Origin of the sequence: Nitratireductor sp. ZSWI3, assembly GCF_024655565.1 — a bacterium.
GTDB lineage: Bacteria > Pseudomonadota > Alphaproteobacteria > Rhizobiales > Rhizobiaceae > Nitratireductor.
Genome location: NZ_JANKOF010000062.1, coordinates 1 through 18,460 on the forward strand (window position 1 = coordinate 1; position 18,460 = coordinate 18,460).

Sequence of the window (18,460 nt, forward strand, 5' to 3'; positions counted from 1 at the left end):
GGACCCATAATCCCGTCCGGGACCCGGATCCGCAGGAACTCTGCCGCCCACGTTTCTCTTTCTTCAATATTCAATTGTCAAAGATCAGACTTCACAAGACGCAAAGTCACGGCCCAACGCTAAACCCAGCACCGGGCCAATACGAGTGTCGCTCACGCGGCTCTCTTTGAATACCACCAAGAAGGCCGAATTTCCTCGCCGCCAGCGGCGAACCGCCCTCGTTGGTGAGGCGTATATAGGCTCCACCCGTCCGCACTGTCAACGGGGAATCCGAAGATTTTTGAATTTTTTGCGACAGCGGCAAGCCCGTCTTCCACAGCCCCTGCCCCCTCCCCTTGGCGGCCCCATTTGGCAGTCTTTGGAAAAGCAGGGTTCCGTCCCCGGACGGTCCACAAGCGGTCACATTGGAGCCGGATTTGGCCACTAGCAGTCGGAGCACCCGGCGCTGACCGCGCGCGCCCCGTATAAGAATGGGCGGAACGGTCGGTGCCCGGGAATCGGGGGACACTGTCGTCGGCGTTGACTTGTGACGGACCACCGGGCAAATTTCGCTGCATTCGCGGGCCCTGCGTGTGCAGATCAGCCGGGCGCGTGTTGGCCCAGGCATATAACAATGAGGGCCGCGCATCGAGGCAGCACCGGGAATGAACAGCAGCACGCCCGCTCTGGAGACCATTGGCGAAGACGCCCCCATCATCGCGGACGGCCGCAGCGGCCCGCCGGACCGGCGCGAAATATCGGCGCGCTGGCTGATCGGCACGTTCCTGACCGGCGTCACCTCCACCGTGCTCATGGGCGTCGCCCTGTCCGCCGCCCTGGACGGGCGCCAGCAGCTGGCGACCCCGCCCGAGGTGGCGCTCCTCGGCGAGCTCGCCGATCAGCCGAGCGAAGCGGCCAAGACCTCGCGCCTCGTCACGCCCCGCACGGTCAGCCGGGCCGACGACCGGCGCATGATGGAAGTCTCCACGGTCATGCGCACGGGCGACACGGATGTGGTGCGCACGCTGCCCTTCGTGCATGTCAAGATGGCCCTGACCGCCAACCATGCGACCACCAAGGATTATCCGACATTCGATCCGCTGGCGATCTTCGCCGAGGACGGCACGGACCGGACGGCCCGCATGGGACTGATCTACGGCGCCAAGGTGGAAAGCGAGGTGGCGCTCAAGACGGTCGCCTTTCCGCTCGATTCGGACAGATTCAATTCCAGCCGCAGCCTGACCACCGACGAGGTCGAGATCATGGTGCGCAACACGGGCGCCATCCTGACGGACGGCGGCGTGCAGGTGGCGGCGCTTCATTATGTCGACCCCCAGCGCTTCGGCGATACGCTGTCGACCCAGGCCCTGGCCGCCTTCGGGGCGCGCGTAATCCCGGAGAACGTCTCCATCGCCGCGCGCACGGCGCCCGAAATGGTGCCGGAATTCGCCGAGGACCTCGTGCCCTTCCGCACGGAACGGCCGATCGCCGACGTCTTCAAGCAGGCCGGCTACCGGGGCGAGGACACGGACGCCATGGTCGAGGCGATCGGCAAGCTTCTCAACGCGACGGAGCTGAAAGCCGGGACGATCCTGCGCATCGGCGTCGAGACGCTGGGTGAGAGAAGCCGGATCGTCCGCACCAGCGTCTATGACGGCAAGCAGCACGTCCTGACCATCGCCCTCGACGACCGCAAGCAATATGTGCCGGCCAGCGAGCCGGAAATGAATCCAGTCCTTCTCGCCGCCTTCGATCACCCGGCCGCCCCGCGGCGCGCGCGGACGGACCTGCCGCGGGTCTATGACGGCATTTATCGCGCCGCCTACTCCTACGGCCTGACGCCCGAGATGACGAAGCGCCTCATCAAGCTGCTGTCGGCCGATGTCGATTTCCAGGCGCGCCTTGCCCCCACCGACAGGCTGGAGGTCTTCTTCTCCGCTCCGGACACCAACGAGAACGCGACGTCCGAATCGCAGCTCCTCTACGTGAAGGCGAGCTTTGGCGGGATGACCCGGACATTCTATCGCTATCAGTTCGAGGACGGGACCGCCGACTATTTCGACGAGGAGGGGCGCAGCGCCCGGCGCTTCATGCTGCGCAATCCCGTGCCCAACGGGCGCTTCACCTCCGGTTTCGGCATGCGCCGGCATCCCGTGCTCGGCTACAGCAAGATGCACACCGGCGTCGACTGGGCGGCACCGCGCGGCACCCCGATCATCGCCGCCGGCGACGGCGTCGTCGAAAAGGCCGGATGGGCCGGCGGCTACGGCCGTCAGACGATCATCCGTCACAACAACGGCTTCGAGACCTCCTACAACCACCAGAGCGGCATCGCCAAAGGCGTGACGCCCGGCGCCAGGATACGGCAGGGCCAGGTGATCGGCTATGTCGGGGCGACGGGCCTCGTGACGGGCAATCACCTGCATTACGAGATGATGGTCAACGGCACCAAGGTCGACCCGATGCGCGTGCGCCTGCCCGACAATCGCGCCCTCAGGGGCGAGGAGCTCGAGGCTTTCACGCGCGAACGCGACCGCATCGATGCGCTGCTGAAGACCGACGAGGACAATCCGTTCTCCGTCGCGGCCGGCAATTAGCGCATTTTGCAGTCAGGTGGTGTCACCTGACATCCGCATAAATGCTGAAAGCAAAGAGATAGGGGCTTTTTCGAACGGGCTACCCGCCGGCCTTTCCGGTCTCCACCTCCTTCCCCGAGCGCAGGGTCGCCCAGGACAACAGCGCGGCCAGCAGGCTGAGAGCCGACATCGCCCAGGCAATGCCCGAGAAGGCGGCATCGCCGGCCTTCACGCGTGCTGCTTCGAGCGTCCCGGGAAGCCCGGACGCCGGCTCGCCGAACGCTGGAACGGCACCCGCATCGCCGCCGAGCGACGCGCCGAAGAGATAAGCGGCAAGACTGCCCATCGCCGCCACGGCGATCAGGCCGGCGATGCGCGAAACCGCGTTGTTGATTCCCGAGGCGGCGCCGGTGTCGTCGTCTTCCACCGAGGTCATCACCGCCGTCGAGAGCGGTGAGACGACGAGCGCCATGCCGAGCGCCATCAGCGCCATCATCGGGAGAACGCCCCCCAGAAGGCGTGCACCTGCATCCCCACCAGAATGGCAAGACCGGCGAACGCGGCGGCCACGATCAGGCTGCCGGCAGCGATCGGCAAGCGCGGGCCGATCGCATCGGACAGCTTGCCGGCCGGCCCCGAAAGCGCCGCGATCGCCAGCGAAAGCGGCAGGAAGACAAGCCCGGTCGTCGCTTCTCCCACACCCCATCCGGCGATCAGCAGCATCGGCAGATAGAAGAGGATGCCCGACAGGGCGAAATAGAGGGCGAAGGTGGCCGCGTTGGCCCCGGCGAAAGCCCGGATCCGAAACAGCTCCAGATTGATCATCGGTTCCTTGCGGAAGGCTTCCCAGGCAACGAAGGCGGCGAGCGCCACGAGACCGGCTGGGATGAACAGAGCCGCCTCTTGCAAACGGGACGCATCGGCCTCCGCGGTCGTCGCAGTCAGCCCATAGGCCAGGGCTCCGAAGGCCACGACGGCCAGCAGGGCGCCGCCAAGATCCAGCCGCCGCTGCTCTCCCGCCTCGTCGGCCGGAACCCTGAGAAGCAGCAGGATCGCCAGTGCCCCGAGCGGAAGGTTGATGGCGAAAATCACCCGCCATGCGCCCGCGCCGAAGGTCGACAGGATCAGGCCGCCGAGCACCGGACCGATCGCCGTCGTCAGCGCGGAGGACGCCGCCCAGATGCCGATGGCCCGGCCGCGTTCCTTCTTCGGATACGCCTTGGCGATGATGGCGAGGCTGCCGGGCACCATGAAGGCAGCGCCGACCCCCTGGACGGCCCGGGCGAGAATCAGCGACCGGGCGTCGGGCACCACCGCGCAGACGACCGAAGCGATGACGAAGAGCACGATGCCGACAATGAAGGTGCGGCGCAGGCCGAACTTGTCGCCCGCCCCGCCTCCCACCAGGATCAGGGCCGCCAGGGTCAGCGCATAGGCGTTGGATATCCACTGGGCATCGGAGAGCGAGGCGCCGAGATTGGCGCGGATCGCCGGCATGGCCACCGAGACGACCGAACCGTCGATGAAACCGAGCGCCGATGCCAGGATGGCGGCGAGAAGCACGTAAGGACGCCGCTGCTGCGGGCAGAATGTCCCGTTTGTGGATGCGCTGGTCAGCGGGACGGCGTCCGAGCCTGTTTCGCAGGGGCTTTGCATGGAGTGAAGACTAGCCGCTACCGGGCCCGGCAACAATCGCCGCCGGCACCCCACCTGCCAGCTCCGGCCAGCGCCTATTCCTGGAAGACGACGGCAACGCCTGGCTTGACCAGCTTTGCGAGCTCCTCGGCGTCCCAGTTGGTCAGCCGGATACAGCCATGGGAGGCGGTCTTGCCGATCTTCGACGGATCGGGCGTGCCGTGAATGCCGTAGGTCGGCTTCGACAGGGCGATCCAGACCGAGCCGACCGGGCCGTTGGGGCCGGGGGGGATCCGCAGGACCCTGTCGTTGGCGCCCTGCTTGAAGTTGACCTTGGGGTTGTAGGTGTATTCCGGGTTCATCGCTATGCGCGCCACGGTGTGCTCCCCGGAGGGCGAGGGCGTGTCGGAAGAGCCGATGGTGGCCGGATAGGCCGCGATCAGCCGACCGTCTGCGCCATAGGCGCGCACCTGCTTGGCCGCCTTGTCGGCGATGATCCGCGTCACCTCCGCCTTCAGCTTCTTGCCCGGGTTCACCACCTTGATGACGCTGCCCGGGCGGTTGAAGTTCACCTCCGGATTGAGGGCGACGAGATATTTCTCGTCCATGTGAAAACGCTCGGCCAGCTTCTCCGCCACGGAGGTGTAGGAAAGTGCGTCGAGCTGGGCCTTGTGGCTGTAATCTGCCGGAACCGAAGCGATGAAGGGGCCCGCCGCGTCCTCGGGCGTGATCGTGTATTCCTGGAAGGCCGGCCCGCCGGTACGCTCCAGCTCGGCCTTGATCCAGTCGGCGTCATAGGTCTTCAGGCTCTCGCCGGTGATCTCCCGGTAGGCGCGGATGGCCTTGTTGACATTGTCGCCGGTGCGCCCGTCGATGACACCGGGCGAGGCGCCCGCCCGGTCGAGCAGAACCTGAAACCGCGCCACATCCTCGCTGGCGCCCCCAGGAACCACGACCGCGCTTTCGCCGGGCAGCGACGGCGTGCGCGCCGTATCGCCGAAGCCGGTTCCGCGATCCATCTCCGCGTCCGGGATCGACGCCATGTCGTTCCCGCCGCCGGGCGATCCGAGCGGAGCCCGCTGGATGCCGTCATTTCCGTAAGTCGGCGGCTCCTCGTAGACCCGCCTGTCGTCATAGGACGGCGGATTCCCATAGCTCCGGTCGGCATAGGGATCATAGGTGTCGGCTGGGGGATGACCGCTCAGCACCCGGCGATCGCTGCGATAGCGCTCCACCTCGCGCGGGTCGGTGAAATCGTAGATCCGACCGCCGAACTCGCGGTCCCGGCGCGGCTGCTCGCGAAGCGCCGGACGGGGCTCGCCGCCACCCGGTGGACGGATCTCCACGACCTCGCCCGTATAGGCATCGACGATGATCTCGCGCCCGTGCTGATCGACATACACGTCGAAATCGTAGTTCTGGGCAAGCTGAACGGGGGCTTCGGCGGGTGCCGGCGAGAACGGTTGCTCGGCAAGCGCCGGGCTGGATCCAGCAGCCAGAAACAGAACCGGCAGAAGATGCAGTTTCAAAACGTCGCCCCTTCGTCTTCAACACCCATGCTGCACACGAACCGCCATCGATGCGATTCGCGGTTTGACGAATTATTCACCATAGGAGATGAACCGGACGTGAAGATGGCAGCCGCGCATGTGGCCCGTCCTTTCGCTACAACGCCTCCAGCCCGAGTTCGCGACGCAGCTTCCGCGTCAGACCGGCAGCGACCAGCCGGTGGCTTTCGGCAAGATAGTCGGCAAGGGCCGCATCATCCATCGTTTCGTCCGTCTGCCGCTGGATCCATTTCATGCCGCGCGAGGCCAGATAGGGCGCCGGGCGCAGCCCCGGCTGTTCCCGCAAGATGTCGAAGGCGGTCTCGGAGCATTTGAACGAGACGGCGAGAGACCCCTCGCCGCTGCCGATCGCAAACACCTTGCCGCCCACTTTCCAGACCTGGGAGCCACCCCATTGCACCACGTGGGTGGTCTGGGGAAGGGCCGCGCAAACGCGATTGAATGTCTCGGTCTGCATAGGCCCTTCCCCTGTCGATATCAGGCGGCCTGCTCGGCCTGCTGTTCCTCCGCGCTCCTGCGCGGACGGAAGTTCAGACGGTCGGAACCCGCCGTGACCTTTACGGTCGAGTTGTCGAAGATCTCGCCAAGCAGGATCTTCTCGGCCAGCGGATCCTGCAGCTCCTTCTGCATCACCCGCTTCAAGGGGCGCGCGCCATAGGCCGGGTCGTAGCCCTTGGACGCAAGCCATTCGACGGCCTCGTCGTCGAGATCGAGCACGATCTTGCGATCCGCCAGGAGACGCTCGAGCCGGTCGAGCTGGATCCTGACGATCTGCCCCATGTCCTGCCGCCGCAGGCGATGGAACAGGATCACCTCGTCGACACGGTTCAGGAACTCGGGCCGGAACGAGGCTTTGACAACGCTCATCACCTCGTCGCGAACCTTGTCGACATCCTCGTCCTCGCCGAGGCTGACGAGATATTCAGCGCCGAGATTCGACGTCATGACGATCAGCGTGTTGCGGAAATCCACCGTGCGGCCTTGCCCATCTGTCAGACGTCCGTCGTCGAGCACCTGCAGCAGCACGTTGAAGACGTCGGGATGCGCCTTTTCGATCTCGTCGAACAGGATCACCTGATAGGGCCTGCGGCGGACCGCTTCGGTCAGCGCACCACCCTCCTCATAGCCGACATAACCGGGAGGAGCGCCGATCAGCCGGGCCACGGAATGCTTCTCCATGAACTCCGACATGTCGATGCGCACCATCGCCTGCTCGTCGTCGAACAGGAAGTTGGCGAGCGCCTTGGTCAGTTCCGTCTTGCCGACGCCCGTCGGGCCGAGGAACATGAACGAGCCGATCGGCCGGTTCGGATCCTGCAGTCCGGCACGGGCACGGCGCACCGCCTTCGATACGGCCTGCACGGCCTCGCCCTGGCCGACGACACGCCTGGCGATCTCGTCTTCCATGCGCAGGAGCTTCTCACGCTCGCCCTCGAGCATCTTGTCGACCGGAATCCCGGTCCAGCGCGAGACGATGTGGGCCACATGGTCCGGCGTGACCGTTTCCTCGACCATGCCGGCGGCAGCTCCGTCTTCGCTGTTCGCCTCGGCTTCGGCCAGCTTCTTCTCAAGCTCCGGAATGCGGCCATAGGCCAGCTCGCCGGCCCGCTGGAACTCGCCCTTGCGCTGGGCGATCGCCAGTTCGTTGCGCGCTTCATCGAGCTGCTTCTTGAGGTCGGCGGCAAGGCCTAGCTTGTCCTTTTCCGCCGCCCAGCGGCTGGTCAGCCGGGCCGATTCCTCCTCGAGGCCGGCAAGCTCCTTCTCGAGCTTGGCGAGGCGGTCCTTGGAGGCTTCGTCCTTCTCCGTCTTGAGCGCTTCGCGCTCGATCTTCAACTGCATGACACGGCGGTCGACCTCGTCCAGGGCCTCGGGCTTGGAATCCACCTGCATCCTCAGCCGCGAGGCGGCCTCGTCGACCAGGTCGATGGCCTTGTCCGGCAGGAAACGGTCGGTGATGTAGCGGTTCGACAGCGTCGCGGCCGCAACCAGCGCGGAGTCGGAGACACGCACCTTGTGGTGCTGCTCGTATTTCTCCTTCAGGCCGCGCAGGATCGAGATCGTGTCCTCGACCGTCGGCTCCTCGACGAAGACCGGCTGGAAGCGACGCGCCAGCGCAGCGTCCTTCTCCACGTGCTTGCGGTATTCGTCCAGTGTCGTGGCGCCCACGCAATGCAGTTCGCCGCGCGCCAGCGCCGGCTTCAAAAGGTTGGAGGCGTCCATCGCCCCGTCCGCCTTGCCGGCTCCGACCAGCGTGTGCATCTCGTCGATGAAAAGAATGATGTTGCCGCTCGCCGCCGTCACCTCGTTGAGGACGGCCTTGAGGCGCTCCTCGAACTCGCCACGGTATTTCGCGCCGGCAATCAGCGCGCCCATGTCGAGCGCCATGAGCTGCTTGTCCTTCAGCGATTCGGGCACGTCGCCATTGACGATGCGCAGGGCCAGGCCCTCGGCGATGGCAGTCTTGCCGACGCCGGGCTCACCGATCAAGACCGGATTGTTCTTGGTGCGCCGCGACAGCACCTGGATGGTGCGGCGAATCTCGTCGTCGCGGCCGATGACGGGATCGAGCTTGCCGGAACGCGCATCGGCGGTCAGATCGCGCGCATATTTCTTCAGCGCGTCATAGCCCTGCTCGGCACTGGCCGAATCGGCCGTGCGCCCCTTGCGGATGTCGTTGATGGCCTGGTTGAGGCCGGTCGGCGTGACGCCCGCCTTGGACAGGATGTCCGCCGTCTTGGCCGATTTCTCGACAGCCATGGCGGTCAACAGCCGCTCTACGGTGACGAAGGTGTCGCCGGCTTTCCTGGCGATCTCCTCGGCGGTCGAAAAGACCTTGGCGAGCGGCTGCGCCATGTAGAGCTGTCCGTTGCCGCCCTCCACCTGGGGCATCGCCTTCAGCGCCGCCTCGACGGCGAGCCTCACGTCCTGAGGACGGCCCCCGGCACGCTCGATCAGCGAAGCGGCAAGCCCCTCCTCGTCGTCGACCAGGACCTTCAAAAGGTGTTCAGGCGTGAACTGCTGGTGGTTTCTGGAAAGCGCCAGGGTCTGCGCCGACTGGATGAAACCGCGCACACGCTCGGAATATTTCTCGATATTCATGAATGTCTCCACTTCCATGCCGGCCTGCTTGGCAGCACCGGCAATGTCCGATGTGACGGGCCTCCTTCAACCGCGACGCAAAGAGATTATCACAGCTGTGGACAGGCAGGCCCAACTGCATTGGATATGGGAAGACACACGCATGGCGACAAGACGGCCCATAAACGAAAAGCGGCGGGAGATCCCGCCGCTTCCACATGAGTTCCGATGAGAGAATTTGCTCGTCAGCCCTGGGCTGCCGCCTCTTCCGTGGGAGCGGCGGCGATTTCCGTCTCATCCGTCTTGCGCGCCCGGGGGCGGCGCGTTCGGCGGGCCGGCTTGTCGTCGCCATCGTCTGCCTGTGCCTCTTCGGCCTTGGCAGCGGCGGGGCGGCGTCCACGCCTCGGGGCGGACGGTTTTGCGGTGTCTTCCTCGCCGGCGGCATCGGCGCTCTCGGTCACATGGCCGTTGGCCTCGCCCGATTTCGCCTCAGTCCTCGATGCGGGGCCAGGATTGTCGCCCTTCAGCGCGAGTTCGGCCGGAACGCCCTCGATCTCGGGCTGCGGACCCGAACCGTCCTCCACCCGCGACTGCGGCTGGCGCTGCTTGTGTCCGTTGAAATTGCTCTGCTCGACGGTGTCGCGCTCATCGCCATCATCGTCGAAATCATCGCGGGTTTCGCGTGGGCTCTGCTGCTGGAGCTGCGCCTGCGCGGCGGCGATGATGCGGTTGTAATGTTCGGCATGCTGCAGGTAGTTTTCGGCCATCACGCGATCGCCGGAGCTTTGCGCGTCGCGCGCTAAGGTAGCGTATTTGTCGGCAACCTGCTGCGCCGTTCCACGGATTTTCACATCCGGGCCGTTGCTCTCATAGCTGCGCGCCAGCGGGTTCGGGCCCTTGCGGTTGTTGTTGTTGTTTCCGCGGCCGCGCATGCGCCTGTTCTGCTGTTGTGGCCTCATTCGACTCTCTTGGTTTTCGAGACTGCTTGTTTGAGACAGTTGGTTTGAAACGATAACTCTCGACACGGCGGACGATGGCGGGAAGCCAGCAGTCTCACATCTCCCCTTGGCCATATGCCGCGCCGCCTGACGCGGGCGCGAATGCCATTCTGTTCCGCTTCATGTCAGTTGCCGGACAATCCCCGTAATGAAGCTCAGGCGTTATAAACGCCTTTCATGACAGCAAGTCCTCGGGAACCGAATCGATAACGGCGCTGTCTGCTTCGTCTCATCCGGTAGCCGGAACCTATCCGCATTCGGTTCCAATGCCAAGTTTTTTTTCAACCCGGTTCACCGGACGTTTTCCGTAGAGCGGGATAAGGAGAAGTGTGAAGCGGTTTTCCGCCCGCATCCCGCTCTAACGTCTTGAAAGCGATCACGATGAATTTGGATTGCTTCATTGTGATCTAACAAAAATCAGCGCCCTGTCATGACCGGCAAGATCGCTTGCGGCCGCCACGAGGCGAAACGACCGGGCGGCAAAGAGCTGCGTCACCGCATCCTTCTGATCGTGGCCGATTTCAACGGCGACCATCCCGCCAATGCCGAGATGATCCGAACATCCAACCACGATTGCCCGGTAGGCATCGAGCCCGTCCGCACCTGCGACCAGCGCACGCTGCGGATCGAACTCACGGACTTCGCGGGACAATCCCCGCCAATCCTCGTCCCTAATATAGGGCGGATTCGAAACAATGAAATCGTAGCACCCTTCAATTTTCGCGAACCAGTCGGACAAACGGGTGCTGAACCGACCGGCGTAACCATTGATATCGGCATTGTGCTCGGCCGTTGCAAGCGCCTGTGCCGAAATATCCGCGCCGACCGCGCTTGCCTGGGGCAGAGCGCTCAGCAGCGCAAGCGCGATGGCGCCGGTTCCCGTGCCGAGATCGAGAATGCGCCAGGGGCGGTCCTCGCCATCGTTGCGCCGGGCCTGCGCGAGCACGAGGTCGACGAGCGTCTCGGTATCGGGACGCGGCTCGAGGGTTTCCGGCGCAAGCGTGAGATCGAGCCCGTAGAACTCCCGCCGGCCGATGATCCGGTGCACGGGCATTCCGCCGAGCCGCAGGTCGAGGGCCGCTTCGACCGCCTTCACCCGCTCGCCGTCGACCGGCTGCTCCGGGCGCGCCAACGCATCGGTCCGGGTGGTTCGGGTAAAATGCTCCACCAGCAGGCGCGCATCGAGCGCCGCATCGGAGATACCCGCCTCCGCCAGCCGGTTGCGCGCGGCGGCCAGAAGGTCGCCAAGCGTCTTCCCGGCCTCAGCCATCGGCGCCGGTTTCCGCCAGGAGTTTCGACTGGTGATCGGCGATCAACGCGCCGATGACCTCGTCGAGGTCGCCTTCGATGATCCGGTCGAGCTTGTAGAGCGTCAGGTTGATGCGGTGATCCGTCACCCGTCCCTGCGGGAAATTGTAGGTGCGGATGCGCTCCGAGCGATCGCCGGAACCCACCTGCAGGCGCCGCGCCTCGGAGCGCTCGTCGGCAGCCTTCATGCGCTGCATGTCGAACAGGCGGGCACGCAGGATCTGCATGGCGCGGGCGCGGTTCTGGTGCTGGGACTTTTCCGCCTGCACCACGACGATGCCGCTGGGTATATGGGTGATGCGGACGGCTGAATCGGTCGTGTTGACGTGCTGGCCGCCGGCGCCGGAGGCGCGCATCGTGTCGATGCGGATATCTTCCGGCTTGACGTCCACGTCGATCTCTTCGGCTTCCGGCAGCACCGCAACCGTCGCCGCCGATGTGTGGATGCGCCCCTGCGCTTCGGTCGCCGGCACGCGCTGGACGCGGTGAACGCCGGACTCGAATTTCAGCCGGGAGAAGACGCCGCGACCGGAAACGGTGGCGATGATTTCCTTGTAGCCGCCCGCCTCGCCCTCGCTCGCCGAGACGACCTCCACCCGCCAACCCTTCTCGGTCGCATAGCGCTCATACATGCGGAAAAGATCGCCGGCGAACAACGCCGCCTCGTCACCACCGGTCCCGGCGCGGATTTCCAGGATCGCATTCTTCTCGTCCGCCTCGTCCTTCGGCAGGAGCAGAAGCTGCATTTCGGCGCTCAACGTTTCGATGCGCTCCTCGACCTCCTCGAGGTCAGCCTCGGCAAGGTCGCGCATCTCGCGCTCGGTCGCCGGATCGGCGATCATTGCCTGCAGGTCGGCAAGCTCCGTTTCCGCCTGGCGCAGTTCGCGGATCTTGCCCGCCACCTCCTGCAGCTCTGAATATTCGGAAGCGAGCTTGACATAGGCTTCCGGCTCCGGCCCGGCCGCCATCTGCGTTTCGATCAGCTCGAAACGTTTGAGCACCTGATCCATGCGATCGCGCGGCAAGTCGGTCATCCGCAAAAAAAGCCTGTCAAATCAAAGAGGAACGTCGTGGGCATCGGCGAATTGCCGAAGCAGCGCGCGAATATCGGTGGATGCGCTGTGATTGGCAAGGGCTTCGTCCATCACCTTTGTTAGTTCCGCAAGTTGCAACTCGCAGAGCATCGCCTTCACGGGGCCGATGGCGGCCGGCGCCATGGAGATCGACCGGTAGCCGATGCCGAGCAGCGCCATCGCCGAGATGGGCCGTCCGGCGAGTTCCCCGCACAGCGTCACCGGGGTTCCCCAGGCAGCACCGGCGCGCACGATCTGCCGCAGAAGACGCAGGAAAGGCACGCTCAACGGGTCGAACCGGTCGGCGATGCGCGTGTTGCCGCGGTCGGTCGCGGTGACGAACTGGAACAGATCGTTGGACCCCACCGAGACGAAATCCACCGCCTGCATCAACTCCTCGAGTTGCCAGAGCAGCGCCGGAACCTCGACCATGGCACCGAGCTTCAGCCGGGTCGGCAGGTGGTGAGCGAAACGGGAAAGGTGGCGCACTTCGCGATCAATGATGTCGCGCGCCTGCCGCACTTCCCCCACCTCGGTCACCATCGGCAGCATCATGCGCAGCTCGCGCCCTCCCGCCGCCTTGAGAAGCGCACGGATCTGCGTTCGCAGGAGCCCCGGCCGGTCGAGCGTCAGGCGAACGGCGCGCCAGCCCAGCGCCGGGTTCTCTTCCTGCTGCGCTCCCTTGAAATACGGCAGGACCTTGTCCCCGCCGATGTCGATCGTGCGGAAGGTCACAGGCTTGTCCCCGGCCGCGTCCAGCACCTCGCGATAGAGGCGCTCCTGCGCCTCGACACGCGGGAAGGCCGCCGCCACCATGAACTGCAGCTCGGTCCGGAACAGCCCGATGCCGACAGCGCCGGACTGGGCCAGCTGCGGCAGATCGACGGCAAGCCCGGCATTCATCATCAGGTCGACATGCACGCGGTCCTTCGTCTCGGCCGGCCGGTCGCGCAGCTCCTGGTAGTGCTTCTGGCGGCGGGCGCGGAAGCGCACCTTCTCCGCATAAGCCGCCTCCACGTCGGCCTGCGGCCGCAGATGCACCTGCCCGTCCTCTCCGTCGACGATGATCGCATCGCCGTTTTCCGACATCGAGACGACGCCCTTCACCTGGCCCACCGTCGGCAAGCCGATGGCACGCGCGACGATGACGATGTGGCTGGTCGGCGCGCCCTCCTCGAGCACCAGGCCGCGCAGCTTGTGGCGGGGATAATCGAGAAGCTCGGCAGCGCCCATCGAGCGCGCGACGACGATGGCGTCCTTGGGCAGGATTTCGGCCAGCGCTTCCGGCCCCCGCCCCATCAACTGGCGCAGCAGCCGGTTGGCAAGATCGTCGAAATCGCTCATCCGCTCGCGCAGATAAGGATCCGTCATGTGCAGCATGCGGGCCCGCATGTCGCTCTGCACCTTCTCGACCGCCGCCTCCGCGGTCAGGCCGTTGTTGATCGCCTCCTGCAGGCGGCGCACCCAGCCGCGATCGTTGGCGAACATGCGATAGGCCTCGAGCACGGCGCGATGCTCACCCTCGAACGCCACGTCGCGGCGCGACAGCATGTCGTCGATGGACAGGCGCAGCGAATCCAGCGCCGTCTCCAGCCTTTCGAGTTCCACGTCACTGTCTTCGTTGAACAGCGCGGTGACGACGATGCGCGGTTCGTGCAGGACCACGTGGCCGAGGCCCACGCCCTCGTTGAAGGGCAGGCCCTTGAGGCTGACGGGTCGGCTGAGATCCAGTTCGATGCCAGGCCGCGTCAGACGCGCCAGATCGCCGGTGGCGATCATCTCGGCGATCACCATGGCGACCGTCTCGAGGGCCTCCAGTTCGTCCTCGCGATAATGGCGCATGGTCCTGTTCTGGACGACGAGAACGCCCAGCGTCCGCCCGGCCCGCAACACCGGGACGCCGAGGAACGAATGGTAGATCTCCTCGCCCGTCTCGGGCAGGTAGGCGAAGGCCGGGTGCTTCTGGGCGTCCGACAGGTTCAAGGGGCGCGCGCTGGCGGCGATGCTGCCGACCAGACCCTGGCCAAGACGCAGTTGCGCCAGGTGCACCGAGCTGGGGTTCAGACCCTCGGTGGCATAGAGCTCGAGCACGGAATCGGCGCGCAACACGTAAAGCGAGCACACCTCCGCGACCATGTTCTGGGCGATCTCGCGAACGATGCGGTCGAGGCGCTCCTGCGGTTCGAGCGCTTCGGCCATCAGCTCGCGCAAACGCCTCAACAGCACACGTGGACCACCGGCAGTGTCTCGCATCGAACCCCTTTCCATTGGCCTCATGCTAACCGCAGCACAGGGCGGTGCAAAAGCCAGATTCGGGTTTTTCTTCGTCTACTGCTTATCGAGACCGTAGACAGAATGCAAAGTGCGAACCGCCAATTCCGCGTAGGGACCGTCGATGAGGATCGAGATCTTGATTTCCGAGGTCGTGATGGCGCGGATGTTGATCCCCTTGTCGGCCAGCGCCTTGAAGGCCGTGGCCGCCACACCCGCATGGCTGCGCATGCCGATGCCGATGACGGAAACCTTGACCAGGCCGGCTTCCGACTGGATCGCGTCGAAGCCGACCGTATCGCGCACCTTGTCGAGCACGGCCACCGCCTTGTCCAGATCGCCGGACGGCACGGTGAAGGTCATGTCGGTGCGCGAACCGTCCTCGGAGATGTTCTGCACGATCATGTCGACATTGATGTTGGCCTCGGCCAACGGACCGAAGATGCCGGCGGACACGCCCGGCCGGTCAGCCACGCGGCGCAGGGAGATCTGCGCCTCGTCCTTGGCGTAGGCGATGCCGGTGACGACTTGCTGTTCCACGATTTCATCCTCATCGCAAATGAGTGTTCCGGGCGGGTTGTCGAAATCCCCCATGCCCGGCGCGTCCGGATCCTCGAACGACGACCTTACAAAGGTTCTGACCTTGTGCACCATGGCGAGCTCGACCGAGCGCACCTGCAGCACCTTGGCGCCGAGCGAGGCCATCTCCAGCATTTCCTCGAACGAGATCTTCGGCAGGCGCCGTGCCTTGGGCTCGATGCGCGGGTCGGTCGTGTAGACGCCGTCGACATCCGTGTAGATGTCGCAGCGGTCGGCCTTCACGGCCGCCGCCACGGCAACTGCGCTGGTGTCGGAGCCGCCACGGCCGAGCGTGGCGATGCGGTTGTCGGGTCCGATGCCCTGGAAACCGGCCACCACGGCGACCTGCCCGGTGCCCATGCGGCGCACCATCTCGCTGCCTTCGATTTCGAGAATGCGGGCGGCGCCATGGGCGTTGTCGGTGCTGACGGGGATTTGCCAGCCTTGCCAGGAGCGTGCGTCGACGCCCATGGATTGCAGCGCGATGGCCAGAAGCCCGCTCGTCACCTGCTCGCCGGAGGCGACGATCGCATCATATTCGCGCGCGTCATAGAACGGTGTGCCGGAACCAGCCACCTTCGACATGCTCTGCACCCAGCCGACGAGCTCGTTCGTCTTGCCGGCCATGGCCGAGACGACCACCGCCACCTCGTGCCCGGCATCCGTCTCCCGTTTGACGTGACGCGCCACATTGTGGATGCGGTCGATATCGGCGACGGAGGTTCCGCCGAACTTCATCACGATGCGCGCCATGGGAACGGAGTGCCTTTGCTCGGAAATTCCAACCGTCCGCGAGGACGGAATTCAGCCGGCGCCACGGCAGCATGCCGCCGCGCGCCGCGGCTTCCTTACCCAAAACGCCGCACCTCTGCAAGCAATGAGAGGGCGGCCCGTCGATCGCCCGACCGTGGCCGAAAGGATCAGGCAACGCGTGGCAAGCCCGCGGGCCTGATGCAATTGCCGCCTTGACAATTGCCGTCCGCCACCCGACTTCATGGCGGCGGAACGAGTTGAACATCGACGATAGGCCATCCAATGCCCGAAGCCCGGCAAACGACGATCGACGCGCGCGAAATCGAGCATTTCTCGGCCCTGGCGGCGGAATGGTGGAATCCGACCGGCAAATTCGGCGTGCTGCACAAGTTCAACCCGGTGCGCCTCGCCTATATCCGCGACCACATCGCCGCCCATTTCGGCCGCGACCCGCACGCGGCAAAGCCGTTCGCCGGCCTGCGCTTGCTGGACATCGGCTGCGGCGGCGGCCTGCTGTGCGAGCCGATGGCGAGGCTTGGCGCCCAAGTGGTCGGAGCGGACGCCTCGGAAACCAATATCGAGGTCGCCAAGCTCCATGCCGCCGAAGGTGATCTGACGATCGACTACCGGGCGACCACCGCAGAGGCGCTGGCCGATGCCGGAGAGCGTTTCGACGTCATCCTCAACATGGAGGTCGTCGAACATGTCGCGGACATGGATCTGTTTCTTTCCAAGTGCGGAGCGATGCTGAAGCCGGGCGGCCTGATGTTCGTCGCCACGATCAACCGCACGCTGAAGGCCTGGGGTCTTGCCATCGTCGGCGCGGAATACCTGCTCGGCTGGCTCCCGCGCGGCACCCATCAATACGAAAAGTTGGTGCGCCCCGAGGAGCTGGAACGAGCGTTGGCGGCGGCCGGCATCGTTATCGCCGACCGCAGCGGCGTCGTCTACAATCCGCTCGCCGACCGCTGGCAGCGGTCGCGCGACATGGATGTCAACTACATGGTTGCGGCAACCAAGCCGTCCGAGGCTGGCCCGGCCTGAACGGCTCGCCACCCGGCGGCCATGCCAAGCTTCAGTTCTGGTCTTCGGGCAAAGCCGGCAGCGGCATGAATTCGACGCCGTCTTCGATGAGGGATTTGGCCTCGTCAGCCGTCGCCTCACCGTAGATTCCCCGTGCTTCGGTCTCGCCGAAGTGGATCCTGCGGGCTTCCTCGGCAAATTTGTCACCGACATAGTCGGCATTCTCGCGCACCTTCTTGGAGAGCTCCTTGAGCTGCGCCAGCGCCTTTTTCTGCTCCTCGCCCATGGCCATCGCGATCTGCGCCTTGCGGCGACCGGTGGACACCGCCGGCGCCATCAAGGCCTTCTCGACGCTGCTCGACCCGCAGTGCGGGCACGAAACGAGATTCTGCTGCCGCTGGGCCTCGAAATCCGCACCGTTGCGAAACCAGGCCTCGAACGCGTGATCGTGCTCGCAGATCAGGCTGTAGCTGATCATGAAGCCTTCCTTTCCAGCGGCCCTTCCACACCGGCCCGGGCGACGGTGAAGTCGCGCGCATTCCTGAGGTTGGGGACCTTGCCGCGCGCGGCACCGACCTCTGCCAGATCGAGATCGGCAAGCACCACGCCGGGCGCATCGCCCGAAGCTTCGGCCAGCACCTTGCCCCAGGGATCGACGATCATCGAATGTCCGAACGTCTCGCGCCCGTCCTCATGCCTGCCGCCTTGCGCAGCGGCGATGACGAAGGCGCCGTTCTCGATGGCGCGGGCGCGGATCAGCACATGCCAGTGCGCCTCGCCCGTCTGACGGGTGAAGGCCGCGGGCACGGTCAGGATCTCCGCGCCGGCAACGGCCTCCGCCCGGAAGAGCTGCGGAAAGCGCAGATCGTAGCAGATCGCAAAGCCCAGCCGGCCGAACGGCAGATCGGCGACGACGGCCGTCTCGCCAGGCGCATAGGTCGCCGATTCGCGCCAGCTCTCCCCATGATCGAGGTCGACGTCGAACATGTGCAGCTTGTCGTAGGTGGCAACCAGCCCGCCATCCGGCGAGAAGAGAAAGGCGCGGTTCGCCACCTTGCCGTCATCAAGCGCCACGGCTGTCGATCCCAGATGCACGAAGATCGACAGCTCTTCGGCCAGCGCCTGCGCGCGATCGATCAGCAGTTTCCCGCGCGCGCCGCCGATCCGTTCGAGGAGCGCGTCCCGGCCGCGCACCAGGACACCGGACATTTCCGGGCTCTGCACATATTGTGCGCCCTTATCCGCAGCTTCGCGGACCAGCGCCTCGAAAGCGTCGGCATTGGCTTCCGGCTCCGTGCCGGAGCGCATCTGAAGGGCCGCGACGCGAACCATGCTCATGCGCCCACTCCGGCCAGCAGCGTGTCAAGCCTGCCCTCGCGCTCCAGCGCATGCAGGTCGTCTGAGCCGCCGACATGCACGGAGCCGACGAATATCTGGGGGAAGGTCGACCGGCCGTTGGCGCGTTGAATCATCTCCTGCCGCAATTCGGGAGAAAAGCTCGCATCATGCTCGGTGTAGGAGACGCCCTTGTGGTCGAGCAACCGCTTGGCGGCGGCGCAGTAGCCGCACATCATCCTCGTATAGATCGTTACGTCAGCCATTCGTTCGTTCCATGAATG

At 65.3% G+C, this 18,460-nt stretch carries 13 protein-coding genes and 1 pseudogene; 2 read left to right on the forward strand and 12 right to left on the reverse strand.

Going from position 1 to position 18,460, the window contains the following annotated elements; translation table 11 throughout:
• Nucleotides 1-644 precede the first annotated feature (644 nt).
• A complete protein-coding gene (locus tag NUU27_RS17285; protein WP_257763396.1) occupies nucleotides 645-2,576 on the forward strand; it encodes a M23 family metallopeptidase in 1,932 nt (643 codons plus the stop codon).
• 79 nt (nucleotides 2,577-2,655) lie between these two features.
• Here NUU27_RS17285 and NUU27_RS17290 read toward each other — a convergent pair.
• The 9 genes and pseudogenes from NUU27_RS17290 to NUU27_RS17330 form a co-directional block, all read right to left on the reverse strand.
• A pseudogene (locus NUU27_RS17290) lies at nucleotides 2,656-4,211 on the reverse strand (MFS transporter).
• A 74-nt stretch (nucleotides 4,212-4,285) separates the two neighbouring features.
• Entirely contained in the window at nucleotides 4,286-5,719 is a 1,434-nt protein-coding gene (locus tag NUU27_RS17295; protein ID WP_257763397.1) for a L,D-transpeptidase, read from the reverse strand.
• Between the two features lie 136 nt (nucleotides 5,720-5,855).
• A complete protein-coding gene (locus NUU27_RS17300; protein ID WP_257763398.1) occupies nucleotides 5,856-6,215 on the reverse strand; it encodes an MmcQ/YjbR family DNA-binding protein in 360 nt (119 codons plus the stop codon).
• Between the two features lie 20 nt (nucleotides 6,216-6,235).
• Nucleotides 6,236-8,857, reverse strand: coding sequence for an ATP-dependent chaperone ClpB (gene clpB / locus NUU27_RS17305; protein WP_257763399.1), 2,622 nt, complete (start codon nucleotides 8,855-8,857; stop codon nucleotides 6,236-6,238).
• Nucleotides 8,858-9,081: 224 nt separating this feature from the next.
• The gene (locus NUU27_RS17310; RefSeq protein WP_257763400.1) at nucleotides 9,082-9,768 is read right to left on the reverse strand and encodes a DUF4167 domain-containing protein; all 687 of its coding nucleotides are present in this window, start codon (nucleotides 9,766-9,768) and stop codon (nucleotides 9,082-9,084) included.
• 463 nt (nucleotides 9,769-10,231) lie between these two features.
• Entirely contained in the window at nucleotides 10,232-11,104 is an 873-nt protein-coding gene (prmC, locus tag NUU27_RS17315) for a peptide chain release factor N(5)-glutamine methyltransferase (RefSeq protein WP_257763401.1), read from the reverse strand.
• Nucleotides 11,097-12,176 (reverse strand): peptide chain release factor 1, encoded by a 1,080-nt coding sequence (gene prfA / locus NUU27_RS17320; RefSeq protein ID WP_257763402.1) that lies wholly within the window; start codon nucleotides 12,174-12,176, stop codon nucleotides 11,097-11,099. The genes prmC and prfA overlap by 8 nt, the downstream gene beginning before the upstream one ends.
• Before the next feature lie 21 nt (nucleotides 12,177-12,197).
• On the reverse strand, nucleotides 12,198-14,468 hold the full coding sequence (gene ptsP / locus NUU27_RS17325) for a phosphoenolpyruvate--protein phosphotransferase (RefSeq protein ID WP_257763403.1): 2,271 nt from the start codon (nucleotides 14,466-14,468) through the stop codon (nucleotides 12,198-12,200).
• Nucleotides 14,469-14,543: 75 nt separating this feature from the next.
• Nucleotides 14,544-15,818: an aspartate kinase gene (locus NUU27_RS17330; RefSeq protein ID WP_257763404.1), complete on the reverse strand. Its 1,275-nt coding sequence runs from the start codon at nucleotides 15,816-15,818 to the stop codon at nucleotides 14,544-14,546.
• Nucleotides 15,819-16,100: 282 nt separating this feature from the next.
• Between NUU27_RS17330 and ubiG the strand changes: the two genes are divergently transcribed.
• The gene (ubiG, locus tag NUU27_RS17335) at nucleotides 16,101-16,862 is read left to right on the forward strand and encodes a bifunctional 2-polyprenyl-6-hydroxyphenol methylase/3-demethylubiquinol 3-O-methyltransferase UbiG (protein ID WP_257763405.1); all 762 of its coding nucleotides are present in this window, start codon (nucleotides 16,101-16,103) and stop codon (nucleotides 16,860-16,862) included.
• 31 nt (nucleotides 16,863-16,893) lie between these two features.
• On the opposite strand, the gene NUU27_RS17340 is transcribed toward ubiG, so the two are convergent.
• Genes NUU27_RS17340 through grxC form a run of 3 tightly spaced genes read right to left on the reverse strand, consistent with a single transcriptional unit; the run spans nucleotide 16,894 to nucleotide 18,442 of the window.
• Complete coding sequence (locus NUU27_RS17340; protein WP_257763406.1) at nucleotides 16,894-17,319, reverse strand: DUF1178 family protein; 426 nt, start codon at nucleotides 17,317-17,319, stop codon at nucleotides 16,894-16,896.
• A complete protein-coding gene (locus NUU27_RS17345; RefSeq protein WP_257763407.1) occupies nucleotides 17,316-18,179 on the reverse strand; it encodes a carbon-nitrogen hydrolase family protein in 864 nt (287 codons plus the stop codon). Before NUU27_RS17345 ends, NUU27_RS17340 begins: the two co-directional genes overlap by 4 nt.
• On the reverse strand, nucleotides 18,176-18,442 hold the full coding sequence (gene grxC, locus NUU27_RS17350; protein ID WP_257763408.1) for a glutaredoxin 3: 267 nt from the start codon (nucleotides 18,440-18,442) through the stop codon (nucleotides 18,176-18,178). The genes NUU27_RS17345 and grxC overlap by 4 nt, the downstream gene beginning before the upstream one ends.
• Between the last annotated feature and the right edge of the window lie 18 nt (nucleotides 18,443-18,460).